Origin of the sequence: Hydrogenobaculum sp. Y04AAS1 (assembly GCF_000020785.1) — a bacterium.
Classification (GTDB): Bacteria; Aquificota; Aquificia; order Aquificales; family Aquificaceae; genus Hydrogenobaculum.
In genome coordinates this window covers 1143000-1156196 of sequence record NC_011126.1, presented here as the reverse complement: position 1 = coordinate 1156196, position 13197 = coordinate 1143000, and the positions used below count along the sequence as shown (strand labels likewise).

At 35.0% G+C, this 13197-nt stretch carries 14 protein-coding genes; 8 read left to right on the top strand and 6 right to left on the bottom strand.

Going from position 1 to position 13197, the window contains the following annotated elements:
• The 8 genes from uvrC (at nucleotide 1) to HY04AAS1_RS06245 (ending at nucleotide 7936) form a co-directional block, all read left to right on the top strand.
• Nucleotides 1-1698 (top strand): excinuclease ABC subunit UvrC, encoded by a 1698-nt coding sequence (gene uvrC, locus HY04AAS1_RS06275; protein WP_012514287.1) that lies wholly within the window; start codon nucleotides 1-3, stop codon nucleotides 1696-1698.
• A 72-nt stretch (nucleotides 1699-1770) separates the two neighbouring features.
• Nucleotides 1771-1893 carry a hypothetical protein gene (locus tag HY04AAS1_RS08550; RefSeq protein WP_012514286.1) on the top strand — a complete coding sequence of 41 codons (123 nt, stop codon included), beginning with the start codon at nucleotides 1771-1773 and terminating at the stop codon, nucleotides 1891-1893.
• On the top strand, nucleotides 1886-2818 hold the full coding sequence (locus HY04AAS1_RS06270; protein ID WP_012514285.1) for a dihydroorotate dehydrogenase: 933 nt from the start codon (nucleotides 1886-1888) through the stop codon (nucleotides 2816-2818). The genes HY04AAS1_RS08550 and HY04AAS1_RS06270 overlap by 8 nt, the downstream gene beginning before the upstream one ends.
• Nucleotides 2815-3591, top strand: coding sequence for a polyprenyl synthetase family protein (locus HY04AAS1_RS06265; RefSeq protein ID WP_012514284.1), 777 nt, complete (start codon nucleotides 2815-2817; stop codon nucleotides 3589-3591). Before HY04AAS1_RS06270 ends, HY04AAS1_RS06265 begins: the two co-directional genes overlap by 4 nt.
• 20 nt (nucleotides 3592-3611) lie before the next feature.
• Nucleotides 3612-4760: a hypothetical protein gene (locus HY04AAS1_RS06260; RefSeq protein ID WP_012514283.1), complete on the top strand. Its 1149-nt coding sequence runs from the start codon at nucleotides 3612-3614 to the stop codon at nucleotides 4758-4760.
• Between the two features lie 16 nt (nucleotides 4761-4776).
• Nucleotides 4777-5121 carry a hypothetical protein gene (locus tag HY04AAS1_RS06255; protein ID WP_012514282.1) on the top strand — a complete coding sequence of 115 codons (345 nt, stop codon included), beginning with the start codon at nucleotides 4777-4779 and terminating at the stop codon, nucleotides 5119-5121.
• Between the two features lie 39 nt (nucleotides 5122-5160).
• Nucleotides 5161-6519 (top strand): dihydrolipoyl dehydrogenase, encoded by a 1359-nt coding sequence (locus HY04AAS1_RS06250; RefSeq protein ID WP_012514281.1) that lies wholly within the window; start codon nucleotides 5161-5163, stop codon nucleotides 6517-6519.
• A gap of 52 nt (nucleotides 6520-6571) precedes the next feature.
• A complete protein-coding gene (locus HY04AAS1_RS06245) occupies nucleotides 6572-7936 on the top strand; it encodes a YchF/TatD family DNA exonuclease (RefSeq protein ID WP_012514280.1) in 1365 nt (454 codons plus the stop codon).
• Here HY04AAS1_RS06245 and HY04AAS1_RS06240 read toward each other — a convergent pair.
• The 6 genes from HY04AAS1_RS06240 to HY04AAS1_RS06215 are packed head-to-tail and all read right to left on the bottom strand — an operon-like array spanning nucleotide 7928 to nucleotide 13195.
• Entirely contained in the window at nucleotides 7928-8971 is a 1044-nt protein-coding gene (locus tag HY04AAS1_RS06240; protein ID WP_012514279.1) for a PHP domain-containing protein, read from the bottom strand. The two genes, HY04AAS1_RS06245 and HY04AAS1_RS06240, sit on opposite strands and share 9 nt — an antisense overlap.
• A gap of 15 nt (nucleotides 8972-8986) precedes the next feature.
• The gene (hemC, locus tag HY04AAS1_RS06235; protein ID WP_012514278.1) at nucleotides 8987-9844 is read right to left on the bottom strand and encodes a hydroxymethylbilane synthase; all 858 of its coding nucleotides are present in this window, start codon (nucleotides 9842-9844) and stop codon (nucleotides 8987-8989) included.
• On the bottom strand, nucleotides 9834-10250 hold the full coding sequence (locus HY04AAS1_RS06230; protein ID WP_012514277.1) for a M67 family metallopeptidase: 417 nt from the start codon (nucleotides 10248-10250) through the stop codon (nucleotides 9834-9836). Before HY04AAS1_RS06230 ends, hemC begins: the two co-directional genes overlap by 11 nt.
• On the bottom strand, nucleotides 10243-11052 hold the full coding sequence (gene lgt, locus HY04AAS1_RS06225) for a prolipoprotein diacylglyceryl transferase (RefSeq protein ID WP_012514276.1): 810 nt from the start codon (nucleotides 11050-11052) through the stop codon (nucleotides 10243-10245). Before lgt ends, HY04AAS1_RS06230 begins: the two co-directional genes overlap by 8 nt.
• Before the next feature lie 45 nt (nucleotides 11053-11097).
• Complete coding sequence (locus HY04AAS1_RS06220; protein WP_012514275.1) at nucleotides 11098-12177, bottom strand: type II secretion system F family protein; 1080 nt, start codon at nucleotides 12175-12177, stop codon at nucleotides 11098-11100.
• The gene (locus HY04AAS1_RS06215; RefSeq protein WP_012514274.1) at nucleotides 12170-13195 is read right to left on the bottom strand and encodes an aldo/keto reductase; all 1026 of its coding nucleotides are present in this window, start codon (nucleotides 13193-13195) and stop codon (nucleotides 12170-12172) included. The genes HY04AAS1_RS06220 and HY04AAS1_RS06215 overlap by 8 nt, the downstream gene beginning before the upstream one ends.
• Nucleotides 13196-13197 lie beyond the last annotated feature (2 nt).

The following is a 13197-nucleotide window of genomic DNA, read 5'->3' as shown; positions in this document are numbered from 1 at the left end:
ATGGATATCGTAGCGCTTATAGAAAAAGCCCCGGAAGAACCAGGTGTTTATATCTTTAAAAACCAAAAACATTATATTTATATAGGTAAAGCTATAAATATAAAAAAGAGATTGCTTCAGCATCTAAAAGAAAGAGAGCAATCTAAAAAAGAAGCTAATATATTTAATCATTCTAAGGAGCTTGAATGGATAGTAACAAGAAACGAATACGAAGCTCTTCTTTTGGAGATGGATCTTATAAGGACTCACAAGCCAAAATACAACGTGCTTTTAAAACATGGCAGTGGCTACCCTGTTATACTTCTTACCGATGATGAATATCCCACTGTTAAAATCACCAGAGACACTTCCGAGAAAGGAGAAGCTTTTGGACCGTTTTTAAATATAAACAAAGCTTTAAAGATAAAAAAGCTTATACATGCTACTTTTAGATTAAGAACTTGTGAGGAAATGCCAAAAAGACCTACCCCTTGTATGGATTATCATCTTGGGCTTTGTTCTGGTCCTTGCGCCAACCTAATATCCAAAGAAGACTACGCTATAAGTGTAAAATCTGCAAAAGCGTTTTTGTCTGGCAACGTAAAAGACGTGCTTCCTACTCTTTATGAAAAGATAGAGCAATACGCTTCAAATCTTGCTTTTGAAAAAGCGGCATTTTTAAGAGATCAGGTGCTTGTGCTTCAAAATATAGTGGATGGGCAAGGGGTGTTTTTATACGATATAGAAGAGGTTGATGTGTTTTATTTGGAGGGTTATAGTTTATGGCTTTTTATAATAAGAAACAAACGCCTTGTAGCTCATAAGGAGTTTCGTTTAAACAAAGAACTTATTATAAATTACGAAGAGATGCTTGGTACATATTATATGTCAAATATAGTACCCAAAAAAATTGTGGCAAACTTTGAGCTAACTGAAAATTTTAGGCTTTTTATAAAATCAAAACGAAAAGACGTAGCGTTTTCAAACAACATTCCAAAACCGCTTTTAAAGATAATAGAGAAAAACGTAGTTTTAAAACCAGACACCAAAGAGTTTGAAAGTGAGTTTTACAAGCTTTTTGGAAGAAAGGCCCCAAAATTGATAGAATGCTTTGATATAAGCCACTTTCAAGGTCAATATACCGTAGGCTCTATGGTGGTATGGGAAGATGGCAGTCTAAACAAATCAAAATATAGAAGGTATAGGATAAAAACCGTAGATTACATAGATGATTTTGCATCGTTAAAAGAAGTCCTATCAAGAAGGGCAAAAAGGATAGTATCAAAAGAGGACCAAACTCCTGACATGTGGCTTATAGATGGGGGTAAGGGTCAGCTTTCAATGGGTATTGAGGTAAAGGAAAAGTTTTTATTAAACATATACATTTGTTCTTTGGCCAAAAAAGAAGAAATCATTTATACAGAAGACGGGCTTGAAATCCCAATTAAAAACCACCAAGCTCTTTATAGGGTATTTGGGCTTTTAAGAGATGAAGCACACCGCTTTGCCATCACCTACAATAGAAACCTCCGTTCAAAAGAGTTTATAAAAGATACTCTTTCAAAGATAAAAGGCGTTGGCAAGGTAAAAAAAGAAATTATATATAGACATTTTGACAGCCTTTACGATTTTATAAAATCTGACGATGAAAAGCTTAAGAAACTTGGTATATCAAAATCCATAAAAGAAAGCGTGAAGAAAATACTGGGAGATATGTAGAAATGATGATGCTAATATATTTATTATAGTAGGTGAAATATTTATTTATTTTCTAAAAGCGTTGATATTGATATGTTTGTAAATATAGTTTTGAGAAGTTTAGATATTTTAGAGCTTGAAGATAAAAGCACAAAAACTACTTTAGACGTAATAATAGCAGCAGAGAAAAGTGCTAAAATAAATAAGAATGGATAAGTTAGGGATAGAGCTTTTTGGTATAAAGTTTAAAAACCCTGTATGGGTGGCTTCTGGGACTTTTGGATACGGTGTTGAAGGAGCCGATATATACGATATATCAAAACTGGGGGCAGTGGTAACAAAAGGACTTTCTTTAAGGCCAAGAGAAGGAAACCCAATGCCAAGGATTGCAGAAACCCCTTGCGGTATGCTAAACTCAATAGGACTTCAAAATCCTGGTGTTGAGGCTTTTATTAAAAAAATATATCCAGTTATAAAAGATATAGATACGCATTTTATAGCAAACGTATTTGGAGAAACCGAAGAAGAGTATATAGAGGTAATAAGGATTTTGGAAGATGTGCCAAAGATCTCTGCCTACGAGTTAAATGTATCCTGCCCAAACGTAAAAAAGGGTGGTGTGGTCTTTGGTCAAGACCCAGTAGTTTTAAGATCTTTGATAGAAAAGATAAAATCTTTTGCCAAAAAACCACTTCTTGTAAAGCTCTCTCCAAACGTGACAGATATCACAGAATTTGCAAAAATATGCATAGAGGCAAAAGCCGACGGGATTGTGCTTATAAATACGCTTATAGGCATGAAAATAGATATATACAACGAAAGGCCTTTCCTTGCCACAAAAACCGGTGGGCTTTCTGGTCCTGCCATACTTCCAATAGCCGTTAGGATGATATGGCAAACCTATGAAAAATACGGCAAGGCTATACCTATAATAGGCGTTGGTGGGATTAGTACATATGTAGACGCTTTAGAGCATATATTGGCAGGGGCTAGCGCTGTGCAAATTGGTACTGCAAACTTTTATAAGCCTTTGAGCCCTTTGGATGTGATAGAAGGTATAAAAAATCATTTGGATGCTAAAAACCTAAAACATTTCAAAGAACTAATTGGAAGAGCCCATAGGCTTGATATAAAGCAATGATTTTTGATGATTTAAGACCAAAGATAGAAAAAAGACTAAGAGAGCTTCTAACGCCTTTTGAGCCAAAGGTTTTGTACGATGCGATGGCTTATTATGTATTTCAAGAGGGTAAACGCATAAGACCCGTCTTGTGTGTAATAGGGGGTTATGCTTGTGATTTAGACGAAGAAGATGCTATAACCCTTGGGTGCGCTGTAGAGTTTATCCACAACTACTCCCTTATTCACGATGATATGCCAGAGCTTGACAACGACGATGAAAGAAGAGGCAAACCCACATGCCATAAGATATTTGGTCAAGATATCGCCCTTTTGGCAGGAGATGGTCTTCTTAGCTTAGCTTTTGATATATTATCAAACGAAAGCCTATATAAAAATCCCAAAAACCTCGCTAAGGTGGTAAACTATGTCTCTAAAAATGCAGGTATAGAGGGTATGGTAGCAGGTCAAGTGTATGATATAAAAGGTGAAAAGGATTTTCTCAAAGTGGCCTCTTTAAAAACCGCCGCCCTTATAAAAACCTCTTTGGTCATACCATCGATATTAAAAGGTGTAGATTTTTCTTTATACGAAAAGCTTGGACACAATATAGGCGTATTATTTCAACTAACCGATGATTATTACGATAAAGACGGGGCATACGTTGTTTTAGGTGAAAAACCTCTTTTAAAACTTATACAAGATTATAAAAATACCATTTTCACTCTCATAAACCAAACAAACGTATCTTCTCATCTTAAAGAGTATGTAGACTTTATAAGCTTTGGTATATAGAAAAATGAAGGGTTAGCAACGTGAAAAAGTTTAATTTATCAAAAGAGCTTTTATTAAACGGCATACTTATTGGAGCACTTTCTATTGGCTTAGCCTCTTGTGGCGGAGGAGGTGGAGGTAGTAGCTCATCAACACCTCTACCCTCTTCAATGGCAACATATATTTACGCTGGTACAGATTATTACAACGAGCCTATTATCACAGTTTATATAGATGGGTCTCCTGTTCAACTACTAGCTGATACTGGAGCTTCTGGTCTGATAGTTAATATCTCTGCTATCAATATCCCAAGTTCTGATCTTACATCTTATTCGTTTTCTGGGACGTTTGCTGATGGTTCTACTTACTCAGGGACTATGGCAAGCGCTACTGTGTGTCTAAATCCAAATATAACAAATACTTGTGTAGTGATGCCAATAGGTGTTAGTTTTTCAGGAAATGCCTTTCCTAGCTTTGGGGAAGCCCAAGGGGATTTTGGGTTAGACTCCTCGCTTAATATTATGGCTCTTGGCTCAAACTCTTCTGGTTCTTATCTTGCTGGACTTTCTTACCCTACTTATCTTGAAAGACAGTACGGCATAAACTCTTATACTATAAGTTTCTATCCTCTATCAAACACTTTTTATGCAAACGTTTCTCCAAATACACCGATAGGGCAGATAAGCTTTGGTGTGTACAATGGAAATAGTAGCACTCTTATACCTTATACAATAGATTATTCAGCAGGTTTGCCTTCCGCTACAGCTATATTTCCTTCTTATACTTCATCAAACCCTTCTTTTACAGCAGATGCTTCGTTCTTTGATACAGGTTCTAACTTAAACTTTTTAACCACAGAGGTCTTTACCACAGAAATACCCCGTTTTTCATCATCTGATGAAAACAACTGTTCTATATCTTCTCTTTTAAATGGCGGTTATAATATAAGCTACCAAATCCCCTATCAAAACACTAAGAATCTTTACAATACGGCTTTCACGACAGAGCCTTCTTCTTCAAATCTTTGTAATTTTAACCCTCCTAATCTGATGACAGGTCTGACGTTAGATAGTGGATCTTATCAAACCGTAGGTTATGAAGATTTTGGACTATCTGAGATGCTAAGACACACATACGTTTGGATATTGAACAATCAAGGTTTTGTACAAGATATATCTATCAATCCATAATTAAAGGAGGTGATGTATGTATATATTTATAGGTCAACCTTTACCAACTGAAGCAAATACTAAAATAGTAAATAAAGCTAATATATCTACTCCATATATGAAAATCCAAGGTAAAACATTTACATATTATGTAAAAACAGACCCCAACGGCAACGTTCAAGAGGTAATAGCAAAAGCCCAAAGAAACTTAGCCCCAGCATCTTACTTTATTCAAAATGTAAATGCATGTACTAAGAAGCTTCTTCTTAGAGTACCCCTTAGGATGGCAAAATGGGAATACGATTGTCCCCAGGGGACATTTGAATACACTACTTTTGGCGTGATAGGAAATCTTATAACAAAAGCAAAGATAATTAGATAAATTAACAAAAAATTTATATTTTAAGCATATAATAATATCATGATAGAAGTGGATGTGCTAACAATTGGTGCTGGCGGAGGGGCTTATCCTGGAGCTTTTAGGCTTGCTAAAGCAGGTTTTAGCGTATTAATGGTAGATAAAAAAGGGGTGATGAGTGGCAATTGTCTGGCCGAAGGCTGTGTACCTTCAAAGGCTATAAGGGAACAAATACATACTTACCTTAGGTTTAAGGCTTTTAGTAAAAAAGATATCGATATAGATTATAAAGATATAATAGCTAAAAAAGATGAGGTTCAAAATATAAGGTACAAACTCCACGAAGAAGAATTAAAGGCTTTTAAAAACTTAAAACTTATGAAAGGTGTAGCTCGTTTTAAAGATGAACACACCGTTGTGGTAGAGTCTGACAAAGGAGAGGAAACTATAAAAGCAAAATACATCATAATAGCCTCTGGGGCTGATGTGTTTGTTCCACCTATAAAAGGAAAAGAGTATGCTATAACAAGCACAGATATATATAAACTAAATCCAAACCTCACTTATATGCCTAAAGAGTTTGCTATAGTGGGTGGTGGATACATAGGATTAGAAACGGCCTTTTATTTTGCCAATTTGGGTTCTAACGTTTATATATTTGAAAAGCTTGATAGAGTTTTAGCTGGCATAGATAAATACGCTACTCAAACCCTTTTAAAATACCTTCCTAAAAACATAAAGATATTTACATCGGTGGAGGTCCAAGAGATAGGTTTAAAAGATAAGAAAAAAGTCGTTTATTACAAACAAGATGATACTGTAAAATCTATAGAAGTGGATGAAGTGCTTATGGCGGTGGGTAGAAAACCCATTATACCAGAGGGAGCGGATAAATTTTTGAAAATCTCAAAAGCTATAGAGGTAAATAGAGCTTGCCAGACAAATATACCTCATATATATGCCTCTGGTGATGTGAACGGTAAAATTCCTCTTTTTCATACAGCTACAAGACAATCTATCGTTTGTGCTTACAATATTATGGCAAACAATACACCAATTGATTACGCTGATTTTGAGAACGTTCCGTTTACCGTTTTTACCATACCAGCTATGGCTTTTGTAGGTATTACCAAAGAAAAGGCTGAAAGTCTAAATATGGATATAGTAGAAACGTCTTTTGATTTGAAAGAGGATTCAAGAGCCGAAATATACTCTGAAGAAGGTGAATTAAAGCTATTTTTCGATGCTAAAAGCTTAAAACTTGTAGGTGCATCTATAGTGGGCATAGATGCAGAGCAGTTGGTATCCCATCTTGGGCTTGCTATAAAACTTGGAGCCACCGCAAGAGATTTGGTAGAGTATCAAGATCAGCACCCTATGACTCAAGAGTGTATATCAAAAGCTGCAAGAAAACTATTTTGAAGATATTACAAACTTCATACCCTAATTTTATTTTGTATATAGCTTTTAGTATATGATAGATACGCATTGTCATTTAGATTTGTTGGAGAAAGAGCATTTTGAAGAGGCTATAAACGATGAGTCTTTGGAGTATCTTATAACTATAGGTTTTGATAAAAAAACCTGTGAAAACGCTATAAATATAGCTTCAAAATACGATAAGGTGTATTGTGCTGTGGGTTTTCACCCAAACGATGTAGCTGATATCACAGAAAAAGATATACTTTGGCTTGAAGATCTTGCCAAATCCAATAAAAAAGTAAAAGCTATAGGGGAGATAGGTTTAGATTACTATAGATCAAAAGATCTAAAGAATAAGCAGATAGAGTATTTTAATATTCAGCTTGAGCTTGCTAAAAAACTTGGTCTTCCGGTGGTGATACACTCAAGGGATGCAGAGGAAGATACTATAAAGGTGTTAGAATCTCATCAAAATATAGGTGGGGTGCTTCATTGTTTTAGTGGTTCTTTAGAGTTTATGAGAAAAGGTGTAGAGCTTGGGTTTTATATATCTTATTCAGGCAACATAACCTTTAAAAATGCCCAAAGCTTAAGGGAAGTGATATCCAAAACTCCTACTTATAGGCTTCTTATAGAAACAGATAGTCCTTGGTTAGCGCCGGTGCCTCATAGAGGTGAGAAAAATAAACCTTCTTTTATATGGCATACTGCCAAAGTGATGAGTGAACTTATACCAAACTCTAGCCTTGAAGATATAGATAGAACCACCAGCGCCAACGCTAAGCTTTGCTTTAACTTAGGTTTTGATAAAAACAAAGATACTATAACATATGTCATCAACAACAAGCTTTATATAAATCCCACAAACAAGTGTAACCTTCACTGTAGATTTTGTGAAAGGGAAAGAGATAGAAATTTTATGGTAAAAGGCTATTGGGTATGGACAAGAAGAGATCCTTCGGCTGATGATATAATAAGAGAGATCCCAAACCCAGAAGCTTATGATGAGATTGTATTTTGTGGCTACGGAGAACCAACCCTTAGGATGGATGTTGTAAAAAAAGTATCTTCTTATATAAAATCAAAATCCCCAAACACAAAGGTTAGAGTAGATACAAACGGTTTGTATTTGGCTTTTGGTAAAAAAGAAGATTTAGAAAATTTAAGAGGTTTAGTGGATACTTTTTCTATAAGCCTAAACGCCCCCGATGAAAACACCTACAACGAAGTCTGTAGACCCCCTTATAAAAATGCATTTTCTTTGCTTATAGAGTTTATAAAAACTGTCAAAGAGCTTGGTTTTGAAGTGATAACCACCGCCGTTACATACCCAGGCGTTGATATAGATGCCACAGAAAAACTTGCTTTAGAGCTTGGTACTAAGTTTAGAAAAAGAGAGTGGGAAGTCTTAGGGTAAGATAATATTTGATATTGCTATCGGTTTTACCCCAAAGTATAGGTTTTTTATATTAAACATATAAGAGTAAGCTATTACAAAAGATGGTTTTTTGGGCTTTTTAAAAGAAGCGTAACCTCCTAAAAATGCGCTTTTTGGTATACCTTCTTCGTAGAGTATGGAGAAACTGTTTTCATAAGGAAGATAAGCCAGGATGTGGTTTTCTTTTTCAAAGAAAAAAGAGGGTCTATCTACAAAAGATATAACGGTGTTTCCTTTTTTTATATTTTCTATTATATCTTTTTTCGTTTCTAACTTACTTTTAGAAAAAACAAAGTTTCTAAGCATGCCAAAAGACCATTTGTAAGATGGTATTAAAAGCCTAATACCCACTTCTCTTACATATATTTTTACATGATGATCAAGTCCACCTATTACAGGATTTTTCCAACTTTGCTCAAAGTATTTTTTTATATAAACCTCCGGTGTTAAAGCAGGTGCAAAAAACCTGTATATGCGCTTTTCTAAAAATATCTTTGGTATCAAAGATGCAACATATCTCCAAAGCATTTTGTATTTTGATGCTATGATGGCATCTCTAAGATCTATAAGCTCTACCACAAGATCTTCTTCCTTTGGAAGTCTCCATATGTATTTTTTCTTAAAAGGATGTGCTACTACCTTTAGATCTTCTACACTTATAAGGCTTCCCACTATACCTTTTTCGGTGGTGATCTTTTGTTCTTTACCCACTATGGTGTGATCGTTTTCAAAGCACTTGTAATGTGTGTTTTCATGATCTGTGATGATTGCATAATCTATGGCTTCTTCTTTTCTTGCAGTTTCTATATCTTCTGGTTTTCCCAAAGAATCGTAAGAAAACTCTGTATGTATATGAAACACAAAAGATTTTATGTAAAACTCCGGTGGGTCTATGGGCTTTCCTTTGGAAGGGTTTTTTAGGCTTTTAACAGGAAGTATAAAAAATAAAAGTTCCAATATGCCAAAGGCTATTATAAAAGCGTATATACATATTATTACAAAGATAATCCACACTTATAAAATTATACACTACAAAAGATTTTTTGCTAAGTCTTTTCCTAAGCCTATGGGGTCTTTGCCTTCTAATGTTAGTTCTCGGTAGTTTGTGCCGTCTTCGTTTGCTATAAAGCCTCTTATTTTTATAAGATCTTGTGCAAGAGTTGCATGCGCTCCCATTGGGATTTGACAGCTTCCTTCCACTGTTTCTAAAAATGATCTTTCTGCCAAAGCGCATATGTATGTAGGCTCGTGGTTTATTTGTTTTAAAATGTTTGATAGTTCTTTGTTTGAGGCTTTGTACTCAATAGCTACTATCCCTTGACCTACCGCTGGTATAAAATCAAGGTATGAGCTTATAACACCTTCAAAGCCAAGTCTTTTAAGACCAGCGCTTGCTAAGATAATAGCATCGTAAAGCCCATCTTCTAATTTTTTTAGCCTTGTGTCTACGTTTCCTCTTAAATCTTCTATAGTTAGATCTTTCCTTCTTTGTAAAAGCTGGACTTTTCTTCTTATAGAAGATGTGCCTATTTTTGCGTTTGGTGGAAGCTCATTTAGTGTTTTATAGCTTTTACTAACAAAAGCATCTTTTGGATCTTCTCGCTCTAAAAAAACATCCACCACAAGCCCTTGTGGTATAAAAGCTGGTACATCTTTTAAAGAATGAACGGCAAAATCTATCTCATCTTCCATAAGGGCGTTTTCTATCTCTTTTACAAAAAGCCCTTTGCCCCCTATCTTTGATAGAGGTGTGTCTAATATTTTATCCCCGGTGGTGGTGATAAGTACAAGCTCTATTTCTAAGCCTAAAGCCTCAAGCTTTGATTTTACAAAGTTTGCCTGCCAAAGGGCCAGTTTGCTTTTTCTTGTACCAAGCCTAAGCTTCAACGATTACTTTCTCCTCCACCATTTTTTTATCTAAAAGCTCAAAAGACCTAAAAGAAACGGCTCTTCCTTTTTGCACAGATACTATTATATAAGATAAGTATTCAAAAGCTCTTTCTTCATCGGTTTTTGAAGCCATGTCTGGATGATCTGGATGAGAGTGGTATATACCTACTATCTGCAATCCTTTTTCGTCGGCATAGGCTTCTGCCCTCATGTAATCTTTTGGGTTTATTTCGTATCTGTCGTTTTTTCTTTCTTTGTTGGCATTTTCTACTACTAAAAGCTCATAAACAACCCTTATACCATCTTCTTCTTTTCCTATCATAATACCGCAAGTCTCGTAAGGGTAATCTTTTTCAGCTTGAGATTTTATCTTTTCTAAAAGCTCTTTTTTTATCTTAAGCATGTTTTTCTTGGGGTTTTTTGTGTAATATAAGCCAAAGGACAACAGAGCCTATCATCATACCTATGCAAACGATTTGATTCCAGGTAAGTCCAATACCAGGTATTGGTGGTGTGACTCCTCTATAAAACTCCTCTATAAATCTAAAAAGACCAGCAAAGAAAAGATAAAATACAAACACCTCGCCGTCAAACTTTTTCCTATAAAAAAGCATTATAGCACCTGCAAATATGAAAAGGTTAAATACAAGATCCATAAGCTCTGTGGGATAAAGTGGTACATGTGGAGGTGCAATGGCCCCTTCTGGAAACACCATGTAAAAATATGGAAACTTTGACATAAAATGAACCCCAACGCTTAAATCACTAACCCCAGAAACTTCTTTACCATAACAACAGCCTGCCGATGTACAACCTATTCTTCCTATGGCTTGACCTATGGGAAGTGCTATAGCAGCTATATCAGCTACTTTAAAAGGTTCTAAATTGTAATATCTTATTATGGCAAGTATCGTGATAAGCCCACCTATAAGACCTCCAAACCAATCAAGACCCCCTTGCCATATTTCAAAGGGACTAAAAAAACTTGTCATCTGATTGTGATGCTCTATCACATAAGCAAGCCTTGCCCCAAGTATAGCTCCTATGATGCCAAATAAAAATATATTTTCTATTTTATGGGATTCTATACCTTCTTTTTTTGCAAAAAATATTGCCAAGAGGTATCCCACTATCATGGCAAGTGACGCCGTGACACCGTAGGTATAAACTTTTAATCCAAATAAATCAAACAATATAGGATGCATACAAATATTATAAACCTAACAAATGATTTTTGTATGAAAGAAAATTTAATGCACAGAAGAGGCTATATCTACTATAGGAAGCATAATAGAAAGCACCACAAGGCTAACCAAAATCCCTACAATTAAGGTTGCCATCGGCTCTAAGCTAGATACAAAAATGTTTATGGTTTTATCTAAAAGCTGTTCGTATATTTTATAAGAGGTTTTTAAAGCTTGTTTTAAATCACCTGTGTATTCGCCGTTTTTTATAACAGATAATACGCTTTTTTTAAATAAACCAGTTTTTAAAAGGGCTTGATGAAAGCTTACACCACTTCCTATATCTTGTTCTATGAGAGAAAGCTTTTGTTTTATAAAGTTGTTTTCAACGGTTTGGATAGAGACTCTTATAGAAATAGCTATTGAAGAGTTTGAGCCAAGCATAAGGCTCATAGCGTATAAAAACTTTGAAAGCTCAAGGTATGTTATAAGGCTTCCAAGTATTGGGATTTTAAGATAAAAACTATCTATTTTTTCTTTTGAAAAAAGCTTTTCTTTAAAGATAAACATTAAAAACAAAAGGGGGCTAGCATAGATCAAAAATACCACCATCTTTGCAAAATACATAAGAAATATAGTAATAAAAGGCAATTTGGCGTTAAAGCTCTTCAATACATCTTCTATACGGGGAATGACGTAGTTTACCGATATAAAAACCGCTAATATGCTAAAAAGAGTTACTATACTTGGGTATACGGCTTTTGATATAACTTTTGATTTGTAACTATCCATATTTTCTAAAAAATCTCCAACGGTTTTAAACACGTTTTCGAGGTTTTCAGAGGTCTCAGCAGCATATAGCATGTTTGATAGTATGGGGGGTAGTGGTTTTTTTGCAAAAGCTATATGAAGAGGTTTCCCCATTTCTATATCTTTTTTTATATTTTGATAAAGCTCTTTCAAAATGGGTTTATCTTGAAGGTCTATAGCTATATCAATGGCTGTGTATAGGTTTGCCCCAGCGTTTATAAGCTCGTAAATTTGCTTAAGGGAAAAAGCTATATCTTTTCTTGAAATAAGCTTTGTTTGTACATTTTTCTTAAAAGCCTCAATATCAAGTTTTAGGCTTAAATGTGCCTCAGGCATTCTTTTTATACATGCTGAACAAGTTTATATACTTTTCAAACTCCATAGGAGGTACGTTTTCTATTTCTAAATTTTCCTTAAGATGCTCTTTGTTTTTAGTGCCTACAAGCATCGTGCCTACACCGGGAGCACTTCTTACAAACTGCAAGGCTACGTGGATATCTTTTTCCAATTCAAAGTATTCTTTAAGCTCTTTGGGTATTCTTCCTATCACTTGTCCTTGATAGATAGAGGCGCTTGTATAAACATAAACACCAAGCTCTTTTGCAGCTTCTAATATTGTTTTATATTCGCTTCCTACTATTTGGTTTTTGACGGTAAAAGCTTCAGACATACCTATATTGTAAGGAAGCTGTATAAATCTAAAATGATGATCTTTTGAAATAGAAGAAGCTATATCTAAAATCTCTTTTAAATCAAGGTGCTGTTTGGAGGCTCTTGATATTCTAAAACCACTCCATGTAGCTACTCCGTAGTATTTTAGCTGTCCTTGAGATACTTTTTCTTCTAAAAGCTCAAAACAAGATTTTAGTGTGTTGTAAAACTCATCTTTGTTTTTGTAAAGAAGCTGTTCTTCTACGTTGTGTAAAAAGTATATATCTATATAGTTTGTGTTTAGGTTTTGTAGGCTTTTGTTAAAACACCAATCTATAAATTTTCTATCAAGATAATGCCAGTTTTGAGTTAGTTTCCTTTCGTCTATGATACCAGGATAAACAAATATATCGTAAAAGTAGTCCTTTGGGTCTATGCCGTTTTCTATATCGTAAGGTATGTATCCTCCTTTTGTAGATATTATAAGGTTTTCTCTTTTTATATCTTTTAGCACCCTTCCTATAGCTCTTTCGCTTTTCATGTATCTGTAGTTTATAGCGCTGTCTACTACGTTTATGCCTAGCTCATGGCCATATCTGATGGTTTCTTCGTAAGCCTTGTCGGTTTCTTGGTCAAGCTCTCCCAAATAAGTGCCTATGCCTATTTCTGATAGTTTAAACTCTAAAAATTCTTTGTATACCATTT